Source organism: Bartonella rattimassiliensis 15908, assembly GCF_000278215.1.
GTDB classification, from domain to species: Bacteria; Pseudomonadota; Alphaproteobacteria; order Rhizobiales; family Rhizobiaceae; genus Bartonella; species Bartonella rattimassiliensis.
The window spans coordinates 408,650-427,629 of the sequence record NZ_JH725065.1; the positions used below are offsets into that span (position 1 = coordinate 408,650).

13 protein-coding genes, 1 tRNA gene and 1 pseudogene are annotated in these 18,980 nt (G+C 36.0%); 10 read left to right on the forward strand and 5 right to left on the reverse strand.

Translation table 11 applies throughout. From position 1 onward, the window contains the following. Positions 1–291: 291 nt before the first annotated feature. The 4 genes and pseudogenes from MCY_RS04620 (at position 292) to MCY_RS04635 (ending at position 2,846) form a co-directional block, all read left to right on the forward strand. Positions 292–1,015, forward strand: a pseudogene (locus tag MCY_RS04620) (phage antirepressor KilAC domain-containing protein). A gap of 147 nt (positions 1,016–1,162) precedes the next feature. Beyond that, positions 1,163–1,939, forward strand: a complete 777-nt coding sequence (locus MCY_RS04625) for an ERF family protein (RefSeq protein ID WP_007346780.1) — start codon at positions 1,163–1,165, stop codon at positions 1,937–1,939. Between the two features lies 1 nt (position 1,940). Further along, positions 1,941–2,564, forward strand: a complete 624-nt coding sequence (locus tag MCY_RS04630; protein WP_007347213.1) for a lambda exonuclease family protein — start codon at positions 1,941–1,943, stop codon at positions 2,562–2,564. Positions 2,565–2,642: 78 nt separating this feature from the next. After that, complete coding sequence (locus MCY_RS04635) at positions 2,643–2,846, forward strand: helix-turn-helix transcriptional regulator (protein WP_007347214.1); 204 nt, start codon at positions 2,643–2,645, stop codon at positions 2,844–2,846. Between the two features lie 103 nt (positions 2,847–2,949). Here the strand turns inward: MCY_RS04635 and MCY_RS04640 are convergent. Beyond that, positions 2,950–3,022 (reverse strand) — tRNA-Phe (locus tag MCY_RS04640). A 398-nt stretch (positions 3,023–3,420) separates the two neighbouring features. Here MCY_RS04640 and MCY_RS04645 point away from each other — a divergent pair. The 3 genes from MCY_RS04645 (at position 3,421) to MCY_RS04655 (ending at position 7,916) form a co-directional block, all read left to right on the forward strand. Next, positions 3,421–4,578 carry a phosphoserine transaminase gene (locus MCY_RS04645; RefSeq protein WP_007347215.1) on the forward strand — a complete coding sequence of 386 codons (1,158 nt, stop codon included), beginning with the start codon at positions 3,421–3,423 and terminating at the stop codon, positions 4,576–4,578. 387 nt (positions 4,579–4,965) lie between these two features. After that, complete coding sequence (locus MCY_RS04650) at positions 4,966–6,255, forward strand: adenylosuccinate synthase (protein WP_007347217.1); 1,290 nt, start codon at positions 4,966–4,968, stop codon at positions 6,253–6,255. A gap of 239 nt (positions 6,256–6,494) precedes the next feature. Then, the gene (locus tag MCY_RS04655; protein WP_007347218.1) at positions 6,495–7,916 is read left to right on the forward strand and encodes a hypothetical protein; all 1,422 of its coding nucleotides are present in this window, start codon (positions 6,495–6,497) and stop codon (positions 7,914–7,916) included. 192 nt (positions 7,917–8,108) lie between these two features. Here MCY_RS04655 and rpoH read toward each other — a convergent pair whose 3' ends face one another. The 3 genes from rpoH to MCY_RS04670 all read right to left on the reverse strand — a co-directional run bounded on the left by rpoH (position 8,109) and on the right by MCY_RS04670 (position 11,608). After that, positions 8,109–8,993, reverse strand: a complete 885-nt coding sequence (gene rpoH / locus MCY_RS04660; protein WP_007347219.1) for an RNA polymerase sigma factor RpoH — start codon at positions 8,991–8,993, stop codon at positions 8,109–8,111. Between the two features lie 153 nt (positions 8,994–9,146). Continuing rightward, positions 9,147–10,145 (reverse strand): RluA family pseudouridine synthase, encoded by a 999-nt coding sequence (locus MCY_RS04665; protein ID WP_007347220.1) that lies wholly within the window; start codon positions 10,143–10,145, stop codon positions 9,147–9,149. Positions 10,146–10,177: 32 nt separating this feature from the next. Further along, on the reverse strand, positions 10,178–11,608 hold the full coding sequence (locus MCY_RS04670) for an aldehyde dehydrogenase family protein (RefSeq protein WP_007347221.1): 1,431 nt from the start codon (positions 11,606–11,608) through the stop codon (positions 10,178–10,180). Positions 11,609–12,081: 473 nt separating this feature from the next. On the opposite strand from MCY_RS04670, the gene MCY_RS04675 reads away from it, so the two are divergent. Both MCY_RS04675 and MCY_RS04680 read left to right on the forward strand, forming a co-directional pair. After that, positions 12,082–14,661: a DNA translocase FtsK gene (locus MCY_RS04675; RefSeq protein ID WP_007347223.1), complete on the forward strand. Its 2,580-nt coding sequence runs from the start codon at positions 12,082–12,084 to the stop codon at positions 14,659–14,661. 1,083 nt (positions 14,662–15,744) lie between these two features. Further along, a complete protein-coding gene (locus MCY_RS04680; protein ID WP_007347224.1) occupies positions 15,745–17,475 on the forward strand; it encodes a PAS domain-containing sensor histidine kinase in 1,731 nt (576 codons plus the stop codon). Positions 17,476–17,493: 18 nt separating this feature from the next. Here MCY_RS04680 and mscL read toward each other — a convergent pair whose 3' ends face one another. Then, positions 17,494–17,907 carry a large conductance mechanosensitive channel protein MscL gene (gene mscL, locus MCY_RS04685; RefSeq protein WP_007347225.1) on the reverse strand — a complete coding sequence of 138 codons (414 nt, stop codon included), beginning with the start codon at positions 17,905–17,907 and terminating at the stop codon, positions 17,494–17,496. 597 nt (positions 17,908–18,504) lie between these two features. Between mscL and MCY_RS04690 the strand changes: the two genes are divergently transcribed. Continuing rightward, complete coding sequence (locus MCY_RS04690; RefSeq protein ID WP_007347226.1) at positions 18,505–18,729, forward strand: hypothetical protein; 225 nt, start codon at positions 18,505–18,507, stop codon at positions 18,727–18,729. The last annotated feature ends 251 nt before the right edge of the window (positions 18,730–18,980 follow it).

An 18,980-nucleotide genomic window follows, 5' to 3' on the forward strand; every position in this document is an offset into this window, starting at 1 on the left:
AGAGGGTTTAGAATAAGAAAATCTTACTATATTCAGTCCTCTCATTCAATATGCAAAACAGTGAAATATCATTATAAATCAATGTGTTGCCGGAAACATACCTCACGATTTTATTTTACACAGCACTGCATACGGTTTTTTTTTAGATGATATAAAACAGCGCGAATATGATGATGTAATGTATGGCTCTTACGAACAACAACACCGTTTGCGTCCTTGTGATGTGCTTTAAAAATTCTAAAGGGCGTTTTTTCAAACGCCCCTTTCAACTCCATCAGTATGAGGTCTGTCATGGAAAAGCCTATTGCTATCCAACACAATACAATCAAACACGAAACCGTTCAAACGGTCAACGCTCGTGAATTGCATGCATTTTTGGAAGTTAATTCCAATTTTAGAGATTGGATTAAAAATCGTATTAAAGAATATAATTTTCGCTAAAATTTTAGCGAAATCCTTAAGAGGTCGACCAAGCATGGAATACCATCTCACCTTAGACATGGCAAAAGAACTTTCCATGATCGAGCGTAATGAAAAAGGTAAAGAAGCCCGTCAATATTTCATTGAATGCGAGCGGCGTGTAAAACAATTCCCTCAATTAAATCTTGCAAATGCTTTAGAAGACCCTCTCTTTGTTAAGAAATTACTTTTAGAAAGCGTCACACAATTAGAGACCTTAAAAAGCGAAGTGAATACCCTTAAACCAAAAGCAGCTGCTCTTGAAAGCTTGCAACGACACAACGGGCTCTTTGGTCTTACAGAAGCCGCTAAAATACTCGAGATGCAACCAAAACAATTCATTCAATTCTTACGGCAAAAAGGGTGGATTTACAGACGTGCAGCGGGTGGAAATTTGCTACCGTATCAAGACAAAATCCAAAAGCAACTGATGGATTGTCCAACCATCACACTTCAAACCGCTAGTGGAATAGAAAAAGTCATTCCTTGCGCAAAAATTACAGCAAAAGGCATTGGTGTGTTGTCTCAAGAACTTAAACAACAAAGCATGCATTAAGGGGAGGCGTCTTATGAAAAAAAAATACGAACTGACTCATCAAATTATAATGTCTTTCTAGACAGGCTTTTCATAACAACAACCAACCTTTTTAACACAAGCGTGCTTCACGCCACGGGGGAATGCGCTTCAATGGAGGAAAGCAAAATGAGTGAACCAAACACGAACCTAACAGCAGTAAACAAAACAAACGATTGTGAAGTCAAATCTACGGCTATGGATCTCATTTTAACCAGAGCCTTAGAAAACGACATCGATATGGATCGTCTCGAGCGGCTCATTGCATTGCGAGAAAAAGAAATAGAAAGACAAAACTACCAATACTTTGTTTCTGATCTTTCAGCTATGCAAATGGAATATCAAAACATTCAAAAAAACGCTAAGAATGCCCATACAAATAGCCAATATGCAACCCTTGACCAACACATTGATGCTGTAAAGGAAACCTTGTCAAAATACCACTTCGCTTTGTTTTCTCGTATTAAAGAACAAGGTCATGATACTATGATTATAGAAATGACGTTGACACATCCATCAGGAAACAAAATATCAACAGAAGGGAAATTTCCTTATGATGTTAAAGGATGCAAATCAACCATCCAATCGGTAGGCTCCACCATCACTTATGCACGCAGATATCTTTTAAGCATGCTCCTTAATGTAGCCAGCAAAGAAGATGACACAGATGGAAATATACCTATCAAATCTGCTTTTCCACAACAGATCACTGAAATCAGAAACCTCATGTCACAAACCCAAACAGAAGAGGAAAAAATCCTTGCTTATGCAAACGTTGAAAAGCTTGACGATATGTCTGATAGACAAGCACAGACGGTGTTACATCTTTTGAAAAATAAACAAAACAAGAAAAAGATAGAAACGGAACACTCTTTACCATCACAAGACCAACAAACGGTGGTGTGAAATGGACCAAAGAACAGCAGAATGGTTTCAAGCCCGCTTGGGAAAAGTCACCGCATCAAATATTTACAATGTCCTGAGTAAAACAGCCAAAGGAACCCCAACAAAAAAATATGAAGACTATAAAATTAAACTCATTACAGAGCGTTTAACAGGAGAAGTAAGCCAATCTTATCTAACACCTGCTATGCAATGGGGCATTGAACATGAAGAAGATGCCTTGAGAGAATATGCATTCATTTATGATACAGAGGTCACTCCATGTGGTTTCATCCCACATCCCACAATAGAAATGGCTGGTGCAAGTCCTGATGGATTTGTTGGTGATGACGGTTTAGTTGAGGTTAAATGCCCGCAAGCAAATACCCATCTACGCTTCTTTATCGATAACCAGATTAAGCCTGAATATCACGCGCAGATGCAATTCCAAATGGCTTGTACTGGACATAAATGGTGTCATTTCATTAGCTATAATCCGCATTTTGTAGGCAGATCAGATCACTTGCGCATGAAAATCAAACGCGTGGAGCGTGATGAGGAACAAATTAAACAGATCAATCAAGCGGTCGAAGCCTTTTTAGCAGAGATAGAACAAGACATGAAGAAAATCTTGACAAAAGTTGCTTAAAGTTATGGGGGTGCTCTCTCCTCCCAGCACCCCCACCCATTTAAGTAATAAGTAATATAAAAATAGAAAGATAATGAGATGATATTTGATGATGGCGATAGATATGTAACAACCCGTGAATGTGCACAGCTTTTTAGTGTATCCACAACAACGATTCGCAATTGGGTGCTTCAAGGGGAGTTTCCGCAACCCTATAAGCTAGGAAGAGCAGTAAGATGGAGAAAGAAAGAGATTCTAGCCTTTACTCCAAAGAAAAATAGGGAACAAATAACAACAAATTAAGTAAAATTGTATAAACTACAAGAGGTGGTCTAAAAGGTGGTCTGAAAAACAGCGAATCAAATAAAAAATTATCTATTTCAATATGTTAAACACAGGAAAACGGTGCCCAGACGCGGATTCGAACCACGGACACGCGGATTTTCAGTCCGCTGCTCTACCTACTGAGCTATCTGGGCATGCTTTATAAAACATTTGCGGTTATAACATTAAAATTTTCTCTGTCCAGTCATCAAAAGAAAAATAATTGATTTTTTATAAGTTTATCTCTCTATTCTAAAGCATTAGCAATGAATGTTTATTATAAAATAAACTCAATAGGTATGTTGTGATACGTTAGTATGTTATTAATAGAATGCTATCTTATCATGGTGATGATACGAAAAAAATAAAAGAATCAATATAGAAGCGTAATTAGAAAATACTTTTTTACAAAGTTCCCGTGAATTTTTAGCCTATGAAATAGATAAAAAACATTTTTGACTTTTTTCTAATAGGGATTATTCATTAGTCTTTATAATAATTTGTTCTTCTTTATAAAGAAAGCAAGTCATCTAAAAGGGGAGAAATAATCATAATGTTCCAAAAACCAAGTAGTCGTCCCAAGAATACTAATTTTTCTTCAGGTCCTTGTAGCAAACGTCCTGGTTGGACTGTTGAAGCTCTTAAAAATGCATTAGTTGGGCGTTCGCATAGATCTAGAGAATCAGAATTAAAACTTGCTGAAATTATTGATTTAACCCGTGAGATTCTTGAAGTTCCTTCTGCTTATCGTATAGGAATTATGCCTGGTTCAGATACCGGTTCTGTTGAGGCTGCTCTATGGTCTTTATTAGGTGAGCGTGGTATTGATATGGCGGCGTGGGAAAGTTTTGGATTAGGGTGGTGTAAAGATGTCGTCGAGCAACTAAAGCTTTCTGATGTGCGTCGTTTTGAAGCTCCTTATGGTGAAATACCAGATTTAACACAACTTGACTTTGATCGCGATGTCGTTTTTACATGGAATGGGACAACTTCTGGTGTGCGTATTCCTAATGCAAATTTTATTCCAGAGAAGAGGGCTGGATTGACCATTTGTGATGCAACATCTGCAGTTTTTGCACAATATCTCGATTTTTCAAAATTAGATGTTGTAACTTTTTCATGGCAGAAAGTTTTGGGAGGTGAGGCAGCACATGGTATGATAATTTTGAGCCCCCGTGCTATTGAAAGGTTGGAAAATCATGTTCCAGCTTGGCCTATACCTCAGCTTTTCTGCATGACGAAAAATAGAAAGTTGAATGAGGATATTTTTAAAGGAAAAATAATCAATACACCTTCTATGCTATGTGTTGAAGATTTTCTTGATGGATTGAAGTGGGCAAAGTCTCTAGGAGGTGCAGGGGCATTAAGAGAACGGGTTGAAAAAAACTTTTCTGTACTTGATGCTTTTATTCGCAAGACACCATGGTTAGAATATTTGGCAAAAGATCCTGAAGTGCGTTCTAACACATCTATTTGTTTAGATATTGTGGATCCAGTGGTTACTGCTTTAGATACTGGAAAGCGAGTATCTTTTATAAAAGCGGTCGTGAATCGTCTTGGTGAGGAAGGTGTTGCTTATGATATCGGTTCGTATCGCTATGCTCCTCCAGGGCTTCGAATTTGGGCAGGTATAACAATTGAGGCTTCTGATCTTGAAATTTTAACACAGTGGCTTGAATGGGCGTTTCAAGTTGAAAAAGCAAAACTTTAAATAATTGCTTGTAACTCTAACAACGCATTTTTAAACAGAAAAAGGATACGAGAGAGTATGGTGATCTCTCGTATCCTTGTGTCAGGAAAACAGCTTCTAAATATTACTATGAAGTATAAAAATTTAAGAGGCGAAATGAATGCTTTGTCAGATGTTAGGTAAAGAACATATTAAAATCTTTAATTTTTTTACTTTATTGTAGCGAAAATGACGTATTTAGAATATGTTCGAATTTGTTTATCTTTATTATCATAAATTTGAGAATTTAATCACTTGAAGATTGAGAAAAATCTGAAATGAGGAGTCGCACTTGCTCTAAGGTTTCGTTATAAAGGAGCATTTGTTTTTGAATGCTGGTTGTTTTGACCAAACACGATGGAGAAAGTTATGGCCAATGTAGTTATTGTCGGTACACAATGGGGTGATGAAGGCAAAGGTAAAATTGTAGATTGGTTGTCTGAGCGAGCAGATATCGTGGTGAGATATCAGGGGGGGCATAATGCTGGCCACACATTGGTTATTGATGGAGTGAGTTATAAATTATCACTTTTACCGTCGGGTTTAGTGCGTGGAAAGTTATCAATCATTGGTAATGGTGTTGTTGTTGATCCTCATCATTTTGTTGAAGAATTAAAAAAACTATGTGATCAGGGTATAAAAATTACACCAGAAATTTTGCGTATTGCTGAGAATGCTTCCTTGATTCTTTCTTTGCATCGTGATCTTGATGCAATTCGAGAAAGTGGTTTATCTGGTTTAAAGATTGGTACAACAAAGCGTGGTATTGGGCCGGCTTACGAAGATAAGGTGGGACGTCGTGCTATCCAAGTGATGGATTTAGCAGAAAAAGATACGCTTATGGCTAAGATTGAGCGGCTTTTGAGGCATCATAACGCTTTACGTCATGGTATGGGGGTTGCAGAGATTGATTCTCAAGCACTGTACGATGAATTGATGCAAGTTGCGGATAAAGTTTTGCCTTTTATGGATTGTACGTGGCGTCTTTTAAATGAAAGCTATCGAGAGGGAAAACACATTCTTTTTGAAGGGGCGCAAGGTGCTTTATTAGATAATGACTTTGGAACCTATCCTTATGTAACGTCATCTAATACAGTTGCAGGACAGGCATGTACAGGTTCAGGAATGGGACCTGGTGCAATTCATTATGTTTTGGGTATCGCAAAAGCTTATACTACGCGCGTTGGAGAGGGGCCATTTCCTACAGAACAGATAAATGATATTGGTGAATTTCTGGGAGTGCATGGGCACGAATTTGGTGTTGTAACAGGTCGAAAGCGTCGATGTGGTTGGTTTGATGCTGTTTTAGTGCGTCAGATGGTAGCAATTTGTGGTGTTCAAGGTATAGCATTGACAAAACTTGATGTTTTGGATGGCTTGGATGAAATAAAAATTTGTATTGGTTATGAACTTGATGGTAAGAGGATCGATTATTTACCTTCTTCCATGGGGGCACAAGCGCGGATCAATCCTATTTATGAAACATTAGATGGCTGGAAGGAAGAAACAGCACATGCATTGAGATGGGAAGATTTACCAATGCAGGCCGTTAAATATATACGCTATATTGAAGAACTGATTAATACAAAAGTGGCTTTATTATCCACAAGTCCAGAGCGTGAAGATACTATTCTTATTACCGATCCCTTTGCAAATTGATTATTGTTTTTATATTTCTATACGTGTTCTTTATTTGTTTCTGTATCTTTTTATAAAGAAAGTTTTTAAAAGCACGTGAGAGAAAGGTGCAAAAGAGCATTGTTTATTTTTCATATTCATTTTACACTGTTATGGTAATTGTACCAATATAAATGACAATCAGTTTAGAAAGCTAAAATAAAGTTATTTTAGCTTTACGGCTGGGGGTTTTTCTCAGTTTAAGAGAGATTATAGTGGAAATGGTAGATTTCGTTGGAATCTTAAAAAAGGCAATTGATGCACAAAATAATGTTACACCACAAGTGCGTAAACGGATTTATAAACGAGCTATCGAAACCCTAGAACATCAATTTGTAATTGCAAAAATACCATCAGAAATAGTAGATGGACAAAGAAAGATTCTTCAACATTCTATTGCAACTGTTGAAGAGGAATATTTAGAAGTTGAAAAGAAATTGCTTTCTTCAGTTATCGGATGGAATTCCGCAAATATAAATGAAGATAAGAAATATACAAAAAAAACTCTATTACCAGAGAATAATGAACTTTCAGCGATAAACATAAAAAAAGATCAGGTTTTTGTTATATCTTCAAAGGATCAAAAGGTATTTGATGAGTCTTATGTATCAAATATACCAGCTGCAGAGCCTGTTAATATGGAGGCTTATTTATCTTCTCAACAGGTTAATAGCAGTATGTTAAAGATTTCTCCTTCGCAGGAAGATAATCCTCATATCGTTTCACAGATTTTTTCTCAAGCTTTACGTCGAGCTAATAAATCATTGGTGCAAAGGCGTATTGTGATAAGTACGGTTTCTGTTGTTAGTTTTGTTATTTTAACTGTTGGTATTGTTTTTGTTGGTGAGCGTGTATTTGTATCAAATGATTATCAGTTGTTAGGAGAAAATTTTCAAGCTTCTCACAAAGCATCAAAGACATTTTCGGTTAAGAGAAAGTTAACGCAACGCTTATTAGAGGATGGAAGCGAAATTGATGTTGGTTTAAAACAAGCGATCGATTCTTCCGATGAAGAAGGTATCTCAACAGTTGTTACCAGCAATTTACAATCGCCTGAAAAATCAGGTGAAGCTGTTTTTTATCAAGTACGTACAAACAATGCTGCAGAAAAGATAGCAACAGGGAGCGTTCGCTGGACGCTTATAAAGGAGTCTCATGTAAAGGGAGATCCAGAAGAAACAGCCATACAAGGTGATATAACAATTCCTGATGAAGGGTTATCATTACGGTTAATTTTACGTCGTAATACCGATCAATCATTTCCTGCTGCATATATTATGGATCTTATTTTTATTCTTTCTGATAAATTTTCCGGTAAAGCTATAAGCAATGTTCAAGCATTAACTTTTAAAGCAAGTGAACAATCCATTGGGCAAGCTTTAGCAAGAACCATTTCTGCAAAGATTAACGATAATTTTTTTCTTGTTGCACTGAGTGGTAATCATCCACTTCTTGATCGAAATTTACAATTGATACGAGAATTAGATTGGATGCGTTTGGTATTAATAGATAAAAAGGGACGTATAAATGAATTAGCCTTTGCAAAAGGACCAACAGGTGAGGCCATTTTTAATGAAGTTATTAGACAATGGCTTGCACAACGAGATAAGTTAACAGTTCTTGATCAAAAAAATAAAATGTAGATACAAAAAATAAAAGATTAAGTAAAACTCCCTACACTTGTTTTTATCTATGCTAAATTCACTCAATAAAATCCAATGTCAATAAATCAAAAATTCGATAGACTGATTTACAAGTATAAAGCCAATATACACTTTCTTCATATCCACTCTAAGGATGTGAAAACAATTGACTTTATACTTAATTCTAGAATTTTATACTTGACTTTGAGATAAAGCAAAATCTTTGATAGAGTTCTGCACTTTTTCAAATGCACGCATTTCAATTTGTCTTACTCGTTCTCGACTGATGTTAAATTCACCAGAGAGTTCTTCTAGAGTTAGCGGTATATCGTTTAAACGACGCGCTTTGAAGATACGCCTTTCACGTTCATTAAGATTGTCTATAGCATTTATGAGCATGGAACGACGATTTTCCAATTCATTTTTTTCAATTAAAATTTGTTCTTGATCGTTAGATTCATCCACCAACCAATCTTGCAACTCACTATTTTCCCCTTCTTTTGTTTGAACTGGTGCGTTGAGTGAAGTGTCACCACTAAGCCGACGATTCATTGATACAACTTCATCTTCTGTGACATCTAACTGGATTGCAATTTCTTTTACTTGTTCTGCATTGAGATCGCCATTATCAAGTGCTTGAAGTTTACTTTTTAGCTTACGAAGGTTAAAAAACAAACGCTTTTGATTAGCTGTTGTCCCCATTTTTACCAAACTCCAAGATCGCAATACATACTCTTGGATGGACGCTTTGATCCACCATATTGCATAGGTTGCAAGACGAAACCCCCGTTCTGGTTCGAAACGTTTAACAGCTTGCATGAGTCCAATATTGCCTTCTGAAATAACTTCTCCAATGGGAAGTCCGTAGCCCCGATATCCCATCGCAATTTTAGCTACAAGACGCAAATGACTGGTTACCAGCCTATGCGCAGCTTTTAGATCATTATGCTCACGGTAACGTTGAGCCAACATATACTCTTCTTTCGGCTCAAGCACTGGAAAGCGACGTACCTCTTCCAAGTAACGGTTTAAACCGCCATCACCTGTTATTATTGATAACAAATTCATATGGGCCATATAGCACCCTCCTTTTATCTGAATTCCCTGATAAGGCAAATTCTATGTTTCAGATAGCTAATTATCCTTGTAACTTCACTTTAGCATATTTTTTAATTTTGTTCAAAAAAAGATATTTTATTGTGAAATCTTGAGAAGGAGAAAAGTTTCAATTCATTTTTTTAAGCACTTAATAAGTCTAGCCATATCTTGAGGTAGCGGTGCGGAAAACGATATAACGTTCCCAGTAGAAGGATGTTCAAAAGTAAGACTTGCAGCATGGAGCGCATGTCGGTTGAATTGATCTATTGCATTTTTTATGATGGGATTAAGGGTGTTTGATTTTGTTTTAAAAGCGTTCCCATAAACCGTATCACCTACGAGTGGATGCCCGATATGAGCCATATGAACACGGATTTGATGGGTACGTCCGGTTTCTAGACGACATTCTAGGAGGCTAGCAAAAGATGTTGAGTCTGTATGAGTGCCATATTTTTCAAGTAGAGAAAAATGCGTAACAGCATGACGAGCATAAGAGTTTTTGTTATGGATGACAGCTTGCTTTGTTCGGTTATGGGGGGAACGACCAAGTGATGCATCAATTGTCCAGATATTTCGGTGAGGTGTCCCCCAAATCAAGGCATGATAGCGTCGATCTAATGCACAAGTACGTCCATGGTCAGAAAATTGAGCACTGAGACTTTTATGAGCGAGATCGTTTTTTGCAACAACCATAACACCGCTTGTATTTTTATCGAGACGATGGACAATACCAGGACGTTTAACACCCCCTATACCAGATAAACTATTACCACAGTGGTAAATAAGGGCATTAACCAATGTACCAGTCCAATTGCCATTACCAGGATGAACAACAAGACCAGCTGGTTTGTTAATAACAATGACATGGTCATCTTCAAAAAGAATATCCAATGCAATATCCTCAGCACTAGGTTTTGCATTGCGAAGATCAGGCATTATCAATTCAATTATTTGGTTAGGCTTTAATTTTGTTTTTGCTTCCTTTATGAATTGACCGTCAATTTTAAGATAGCCTTCACGAATGAGGATTTGCAGACGCGAACGCGATAACACATTACGATATTGTTTCGCTAGCCACTGATCAAGACGTTGCCCAAGAGCACTTTCATTCGTTATTTTCTGTATTACCATATGCTGCCTGTTAAGTTTTTAATAAGATTCTCTTACCAGTATGAGATTGCTTTACTATCGAGAAATTCTTTAATTCCCCAAAGTCCTCCTTCACGGGCGCGCCCAGAAAATTTTACTCCTCCAAAGTAGCTTCCATTGGGTAACTCATGCCCGTTAACTTCTACCATACCAGAGCGTACTTGTGCTGCAATACGACGGCATTTGTTACGATCTTGCGATTGAATATAGTTTGTAAGACCATACTCAGTGTTATTCGTTAAAGCGACAGCTTCTTCTTCTGTATTAAAAGAAAGAATTGAGAGAACTGGACCAAAGATTTCTTCTTTGAAAATACGCATATGAGGTTTTACATCAGCAAAGACAGTTGGACGGATATAATATCCGCGTTTCATTCCTTTTGGTAAACCAGTTCCACCTGTAACAAGAGTTGCACCTTCATCAATTCCCGATTGAATAAAATCTTGAATTTTATCATATTGTTTCTTTGAAACAACGGGTCCAATATGATTTCCTTCTTGACAGTTTGGCCCCACTTTTGTTGTTTCTGCAATATCTTTGGCTATTTTTACGGCTTTATCATAGATGGTTTGTTCCACAAGCATACGCGTTGGAGCATTACAACTTTGTCCACTATTATAAAAGCAATGTTGTGCACCACGTTGAATAGCATCTGAGTCGGCATCTGCAAAGATAATATTTGCTCCTTTTCCTCCAAGTTCGAGACAGACTCTTTTTAAAGTGGCACTGGCATTTTTAGAAATATCTTTTCCTGCTTTAGTTGAACCAGTAAAGCTGATCATTTCTAGATCTGGATGTGCTGAAAGGTAAGAACCGACAGTTGCACCATCCCCATTGATTAAATTAAAAACACCGGCTGGAAGTGCTGCTTTATCTAAAATTTCAGCAAAAAGCATAGCAGAAAGAGGTGCAATTTCAGAGGGCTTTAACACCATGGTACAGCCAGCCAAAAGAGCAGGGATCACTTTAAGAGTTACCTGATTCATCGGCCAATTCCATGGCGTAATTAATCCTACGACGCCGATAGGATCGTAGTGAAGGATTGCTTGCTCATTTCCCTTTATTAATGGTTCTTGGAATGAAAACTCTTTATAAGCTTCGATAAAATCGCGAATATGGGAACTTCCGGTGGCAGTTTGCGCATTAAGCGCCATATCAATTGGTGCTCCCATTTCCATTGAAATGGTTTTTGCCATGTCTTTGGAATGTTTTTCATAGATTTCTAGAATTTTTTCAACGAATCCAAGACGCTCGTTTGGTGATGTTGTTTTCCACTTTTGAAACGCTTCTTTAGCTGCGTTAACTGCTTTATCTACATCTTTTGCACTTCCAAGGCTAATTACAGCACAAGCCTCTTCTGTTGATGGATTAATGACGTCAAAATCGTGAGGAGTGCTTGGGTTATCCCATATACCATTGATATAAAATTTCCGTTTGTTAAACATAACTCACTCCCTTTTTTATTTGTGCTATACAATTATGATTATCTTAGTCTAATCATTTTTAAACGAAGATAACAAGGATAATCTTATGAAAACTCGAGAAATTAGATTGTATTATGATAATCAAGCATGGAGCGTTAAACAGAGCAATACTTATGTAACTATTTGTATTATTGGGACTAACCGTTTTTACGAAATGAGAAAGAAAAGAAGATAGAGAGATATGGATAATTTTCTTGAAGCTTTTTTATTCTAAAATTTTCTTCAAAACAGATGGGATACGAGCATACAATACCATAAATAGGCAATTTACATCGTAACTAGGGAGAAGGGACATTATAGGTATGCATGATGGCATTATTTTTTTCATTAATAAAGTAACCATCAGCAAAAGGTTATTAACCTTCATATGGTAGTTTCTATAAGTCCTTTTTAAAAAGGTTATTTTTCTCATTGCTATAAATTTGTTGGGTGCCATGCATAATTCGAAAACAAAATCTATTTCTACGTCTTCTTTTTCTAATGATGGTACGAAAGAGGCATCAAGAGAAGATTTATCTACTAAGCTTACTGAGGTATTTCCTTATCCAGAAGTATGGAAAAAGGCATTTACCCTCGGAAAAAACGTTCGTTTTACGCGAACCCCAGAAGTTGAGATTTTGCGTCGTCGTATAGAAACAGATCCAGTTTTTGCAAAACAATTTAAAATTTTTACGAAGCAAGATCGAAAAAAAATTACAGATATTATACCTTGTAATAAGAAAACGACAAATATTCTATCGACAAAAAAAGTCATCAATTCTCAATCAATAGAAAATAAAACGTCAGTTTGTCATTCAACAGTTTTAAAGCAATTGTCGGGACAAGCTACGCGTCTGTCGTTAGAAAATATTTCACTTGAGGAGGATAAACAAAATCATAAATTACAAGTAAAAAATGTGTTACAAAAAATGAATTCTGCTTTGCATCTTTCTGATGATGCGTTTTTTGAGTGTGAATCTTTGATATTTGAACATGTGGATCCTCAAACTTCAAAAAAAGATGCAACATCAATTGAAACGACAAGTGAAATGACACCTGATGGCCCTACAGCTTTTGATGAGTCCATAACTGCTCTTTACCGTGTTCTTGAATATCGCTTTCCACAACTCTATGATTCAATTACATCAGAATCTCCAGCGGAAAGGATACGAGGCGTTGAGAAAATTTCTGATTTAATGCATACAAATGGTAATCTTACTAAAAAGTGTCATTTTAAGTGTTCTGTTGAAGATTCTGCTCATACGTTAAGTGATGCAGGGGCGCATACTAAAGTGTTAAGCAATGCTGATGCTCGTATAGAGATTGAAAATACCAATAATTCTCTTACCAATAATCCTGTTGATTGTGTAACAAAAACAGTCACAAAGAATTCAAAAGATTTGTCTGTGATGCAGGCAAACGTTAAAACTAAAACGTTGCTATTTAGCCGCACGCCATTAGACAGTCATGATTCTTCTTTTATGCAAAATATTCAGTCTATTGACTGTGGTGACTATGAGTTTCCTCCGATCAATTTATTACAGGAGCCTGTTTTTCATGAAGGAACGATGATTTCTCGGGAAACATTAGAACGTGGTGCTGGGCTTTTGGAAAGTGTTTTGGAAGACTTTGGCATTAAGGGTGAAGTTATTCATGTTCATCCAGGGCCAGTTGTAACAATGTATGAATTTGAGCCCGCTGCAGGTGTAAAGTCATCGCGCGTTATTAATCTTTCTGATGATATTGCGCGTTCTATGTCTGCTATTTCTACACGTGTTGCTGTCATTCCTGGACGTAATGTTATCGGAATTGAGTTACCCAATGCAGTTCGTGAAACTGTTTATTTACGGGAATTAATTCAAACATGTTCTTTTCGTGAAAGTGAATTTAAACTTGCTCTTGCTTTGGGGAAAGGGATTAATGGTGAACCTGTCATTGCAGAATTAGCAAAAATGCCTCATTTATTGGTTGCAGGTACAACAGGATCAGGCAAATCTGTTGCAATTAATACAATGATTTTGTCGATTCTTTATCGTATGACACCAAAGCAGTGTCGTTTGATCATGGTTGATCCTAAAATGTTAGAGCTCTCAGTTTATGATGGCATTCCACATCTTTTAACACCTGTTGTAACAGATCCCAAAAAAGCGGTCACAGCTTTAAAATGGGCGGTTCGTGAAATGGAAGAGCGTTATCGCAAAATGGCGAAGTTGGGTGTGCGTAATATTGATGGTTTTAATGCACGCGTTGCACTTGCCGCTCAAAAAGGCGAAACAATCATGTGTACTGTCCAATCAGGTTTTGATAAGGAAACAGGGGAAATGCTTTATCATGAAGAAGCTATGGATCTCACACAGCTTCCTTATATTGTTGTGATTGTTGATGAAATGGCTGATCTCATGATGGTGGCAGGGAAAGAAATAGAGAATGCCATTCAGCGTTTAGCACAAATGGCGCGTGCGGCTGGTATTCATCTTATTATGGCAACGCAGCGTCCTTCTGTGGATGTTATTACAGGTACAATTAAAGCGAACTTTCCTACTCGCATTTCTTTTCAAGTAACATCAAAAATTGATAGTCGTACGATCTTGGGTGAACAAGGTGCCGAAACGCTTTTAGGTCAAGGGGATATGCTTCATATGGCAGGTGGTGGGCGTATTGTGCGTGTTCATGGGCCGTTTGTCTCTGATGAAGAAGTTGAATCCATTGTTGCACATCTTAAAATGCAAGGAAAACCTGATTATCTAGCAACGGTGACGGATCATGAAAACGATAATAAAGAGGATGCTTGTGCTAATTCAAGTGCTGGAGTTTCTGAGGAAGAAAATTGTGATGAAGATGGTGAGGGCCTTTATAACCAAGCTGTAAAAATTGTTATGCGTGATAAAAAATGTTCAACATCTTATATTCAGCGCCGACTTTCAATTGGTTATAATAAAGCCGCTTCTCTTGTTGAGAAGATGGAAGAAAAAGGCATTGTGGGTGCCGCTAATCATGTTGGAAAACGTGAAATTTTACTCACTGAAGGGAAATAAACAAGTACGTTTAAAAATGTGCGTTCTTTTAAATGTCTGACAGCTATTATTTAAATATGCTTGTTTTATTTTTTATAATTAAAAATTGAGTGGAGAGTTCTAAAGCAAAAGTTATCTTTTGTATGTGCTAAGTTTTTTGATGAGGTAAACAGACTAATATCAAAGGGAAATTATGAGATATTTTAACATTTTTAGATGATCTAGAATGTAAAAAAAATTAAACAAATTTTTATATGACGACTATAATGATTTTGATAAAAGAAAGATTTTTGGGGAGGGGCTTATGGAAAGCATCATAAAAAAGAGTGTCCGATAAGTAAGTTCTGTTGCATTATATGCATTAAAGCGTTATGCCGATCCATTATCGTTTGATTTTGTTAGCGCAAGAAAGGTGTTCTTACGGGAAGTTGTATTAAAAAAAGGAATTTTAAACTTTAGATTTTTATAATGCAATGTGTAGCTTATCATTATTTATAGTGAATAAAAGTCTCAAATGTCGTAAGATTTTCTCATTTCAGATTTGTGCATGTTAAAATAACCAAAACTGTTTTTTGTGCATCATAAATTAAGTTAGCGTATAGCTGAAAAACATTGGGATTAAAATGCTTCTTATGAATGCATTTCAAATGTCAAAAACTATTGGCAACATTGGGGGCTGGAAGGTATAATGATGGTGCTAGAAAGTTCTTGCATAAGTATAAAGATGGTAATGCACAATGTTTTAATATCCTCTTTATGGGGATCTTTATATTACACTATTCACGGGCGTCATCATAAATAGCTTGGAATATGTTTCTTTCAGACAGACGCATGAATGCGTAAAATAGGTACATTCTTTGAGGAGCTATTTGGGATGAGGGGTATGTTCCCATTAATGTGACAAGATTTATTACATTCAAGATTTATGTGAATAAGAAACAATTTTGTAGGATTATTTTTATTTTTGTTTTGTTGGCGAAACAGACAAAATTTTGCTACAGACAATTGATATGGGATATCAAGTTATTGTAACCAGAGCAGGTATTTGTAAAAAATTAACATTATTCGTTTGAGAGTAAATACAATACTTTTTTAGTTTTAGTTATGTCATTAAAAGCAGATGAATTAAAGTTAAATACAAATGAAGTAAAATGTAAGCAAGAGACTTTTCGTTTTACACCAGGTTTTTTGCCGCGGCCTTTTACGTGGGAAATTGATAAAAATGGTTTATTTTGTGAAGTCTCAAAAGAGTTAGCTGAAGTTGTTGGGCCTCTATCTTCCTCTATTTTAGGATGTAGTTTTTATGAGCTTGCTCATCGATTTAATGATGAGCGATATCGGATTCTTAGTCGTTTTATTGAAGCGGCTATGCCTTGGAATAAAGAGATTGTTCAATGGCCTGTTGATGGTTGCTCTCAATGGCTTGATGTTGAATTGACTGCTTTACCAATTTTTGATGTTAAAAAGAAGCTTAAGGGATTTTATGGCTTTGGTGTGTTGAAGATACGAGAAAAAGCCCATGAAAAAAGTGATGAAAAGCTGGAGATGGAAATGCCATGTCTTTCGGAGATAGAACGCTCAGCTTTTCGTGAGATTGCAGAGCAATTACGTGATGAATTGAATTTATCGGTAAAAGAAGAGCTGAGTACATCAGCAAAAGAAGAGAATTTTGTTGAAGAAACAGCTATTCAGTTATCGTATGCACAAACGATGTCTGTAAATGCTATAGAACAAGCTCTCATAAAAGAGCCAGCTGCAGTTTTATCACTGTTGGATACAGCAACTGATGGTGTTTTATGGCTGGATGAACAGGGCTTTATTCAATCGGTAAGTAAGGCAGCTTTAGCATTAATTGGTTATGAAATAAATGAATTACAGGGACAGGCATTCTCTGCATTGTTTACTTTGCGAAGCCGATTTTTGGTTGAAAAGTATTTTAAATTAATCCGTATGAAGGGAGAAAATCAGGTTTTAAATCGCAATGAAACAGCTGATTTAATAACGAAAAATCATAAAAATATAACTGTTCTTATAACAATTGTATTTTTGGCACAGCAAGGTAATTATGCTGTTATGTTGCGTGATATAACTGAAACAGTTCTCTCAGAAACAAAAAAAACAGAAGAGGATAAAATCGCTGAGGTTGTTCATGAAATACGAACACCTTTGAATGCTCTGATTGGTTTTGCAGAAATTATGAAAGAAGGCCGTTTTGGTTCGATAGAAAATGAGCGTTATCATGGATATTTGCGCGATATTATTTCTTCTGGAAAACATATATTATCGCTGATTAATCAATTACTAGAATGTTCGAAGATAAATTATTCTGGTTCAAATAATCAGATTGCTTCCTCCTTTATTGCTGAAACATTTGATGTGATATCCTGTTTACGTGCGACAATAGCTTTTCTTGAAGCTCAAGCTAATCATAACGGTATTATCATGCGTATTGTTGCTCCACCTCATGTTCCATTTATTGCTATCTCACAACAAATTTTTCGTCAGATTATATGGAATCTTCTTTCTAATGCCATTCGTTTTACACCATTAGGTGGGCAGATTATTGTTCATGTTTCTTATAGAAAGGAACGCGTAAAAATTTCAGTGAGTGATAATGGTATAGGGATGAGCGAAGAAGAAATTGTACAAGCACTGCAACCTTATGGTCAAATAGAGCGCAAAGATGGCCGGTCTGGTGACAGTGCTTTTATAGGAACTGGCTTAGGTCTTCCGATGTGTAAGGCAATGGTGGAAGAAAGTGGGGGGCAATTTTTACTGTTCTCAAAACCAGATCATGGAACAACTGTGGAAATGTTTTTTCCTCATGTTCCATGATGTAAATCATGCATAAATTTATTTTTTCTTAGCCAAAAGATCTCTAATTTCTGTTAAAAGTTGTTCTTCTAAAGATATTTTTGGGGAGGGGACTTCTTCTTCTTTTTTTCTACGAACTTTATTCATCGCTTTAACGAAGAAAAAAAGAATCCAAGCAATGATGATAAAATTAATAAGTAAAGTGATAAAATGTCCATAACTAATGGTTGCTCCAGTTGCTTTGGCGGCACTCAATGTTACTTGTTTTTCGCCAGCAAGTTGAATAAACATATTAGAAAAATCAATTCCACCTGTAATAAGACCAATGATTGGCATAAAAATATCATTGACAATTGAATTGACCAAGCCACCAAAAGCGCCCCCTATAATCACACCAATAGCAAGATCAATCATATTACCTTTTAGAGCAAATTCTTTGAATTCTTTAAGCATTATATTTTTCCCTTAATGGAAGCGATATATGGTAATTTACTTACCGCCTTTGATGAAAAAGGAAAGGAAGTATATTACTTTAGAATTATATTACATTATTAATATTACGTTATAAGAATATTATAATATATTAATTTCTATAGATTCTATTTTAGAGTACACAAAATATTTTGTAGTAAAGATCTTTTTTGATAAAAACTGCAACGATTGTTTTTAACAAAAAGTAGAAGGATCTGCTTAATTTATATAATATCTTCAAGATTTTTATGATAATATTAAAAAAGATATTTTTACGGAATCCCACAAACTTAGCAATGTTGAGAGTTGAGCCATCAGAAAACTTCTTAAATGAAGTCTCATATATTGGTATAAAAAGGGAATTTAGAATAAAAAATATATTTCAGCACTGATAGGAGAAATGGATGGAGGGAACAAAATTTATAACTTAATTTTTTAAATTCAATACGTAATAAGAGCAATGAGGCGCACGTTATGATTTATCTAAAGGTTATTTGTATTATATTATATAAGTTGAAAAATGGTGATAAGCATTGAAAAAACCACATTTTGTTAGTGGGAAGGCTGTTCAATTTATAGATGGGAGAGCTACAGGGTTTTCAAGATCATTTTGGTTTAGAAGTTGCTGTTATGATAGATGAGAATTCAATGATAAGCTATCATCATTTAGATCACGTGAGACAGAGCACCTATAGATGTAAAATCGTATGTAGTGCATCGGCAATGGTAAACAAAATAATGCAAATTCTTAAAAATTTCATCAATACAGTACAAAAAATGGCTGAATACTATGCTGCTAATTAACGGGGGCAACAATAGGATGAATGTAGATGATTTTATGAATCGTGTATTTTATAAATGCTAGGAAGAAAATGGCTTTATAGAGCAAGCTTTATTTCTGTTGGAAACATTTCACGACGGTGCTACCTGTGATAGTGGTAGAATGATAAATCTATTGAGTTCCTCCATCTTTACGCTTAATAAAAGACAAGCCGGCACCATCATTATATTTGCTAGCTCTTAGGTATTGCGAGCCCTTGGTACTTGAAAGCGTT

Excerpts from the sequence above, each read along its gene's own strand:
- mscL (WP_007347225.1), bottom strand. The coding sequence starts at position 17,907 with ATGCTTAAAGAATTCAAAGAATTTGCTCTAAAAGGTAATATGATTGAT.
- MCY_RS04675 (WP_007347223.1), top strand. The coding sequence starts at position 12,082 with ATGCATAATTCGAAAACAAAATCTATTTCTACGTCTTCTTTTTCTAAT.
- MCY_RS04630 (WP_007347213.1), top strand. The coding sequence starts at position 1,941 with ATGGACCAAAGAACAGCAGAATGGTTTCAAGCCCGCTTGGGAAAAGTC.
- MCY_RS04645 (WP_007347215.1), top strand. The coding sequence starts at position 3,421 with ATGTTCCAAAAACCAAGTAGTCGTCCCAAGAATACTAATTTTTCTTCA.
- MCY_RS04625 (WP_007346780.1), top strand. The coding sequence starts at position 1,163 with ATGAGTGAACCAAACACGAACCTAACAGCAGTAAACAAAACAAACGAT.
- MCY_RS04665 (WP_007347220.1), bottom strand. The coding sequence starts at position 10,145 with ATGGTAATACAGAAAATAACGAATGAAAGTGCTCTTGGGCAACGTCTT.
- MCY_RS04680 (WP_007347224.1), top strand. The coding sequence starts at position 15,745 with ATGTCATTAAAAGCAGATGAATTAAAGTTAAATACAAATGAAGTAAAA.
- MCY_RS04670 (WP_007347221.1), bottom strand. The coding sequence starts at position 11,608 with ATGTTTAACAAACGGAAATTTTATATCAATGGTATATGGGATAACCCA.
- MCY_RS04650 (WP_007347217.1), top strand. The coding sequence starts at position 4,966 with ATGGCCAATGTAGTTATTGTCGGTACACAATGGGGTGATGAAGGCAAA.
- MCY_RS04655 (WP_007347218.1), top strand. The coding sequence starts at position 6,495 with ATGGTAGATTTCGTTGGAATCTTAAAAAAGGCAATTGATGCACAAAAT.
- rpoH (WP_007347219.1), bottom strand. The coding sequence starts at position 8,993 with ATGGCCCATATGAATTTGTTATCAATAATAACAGGTGATGGCGGTTTA.
- MCY_RS04635 (WP_007347214.1), top strand. The coding sequence starts at position 2,643 with ATGATATTTGATGATGGCGATAGATATGTAACAACCCGTGAATGTGCA.
- MCY_RS04690 (WP_007347226.1), top strand. The coding sequence starts at position 18,505 with ATGGGAGAGCTACAGGGTTTTCAAGATCATTTTGGTTTAGAAGTTGCT.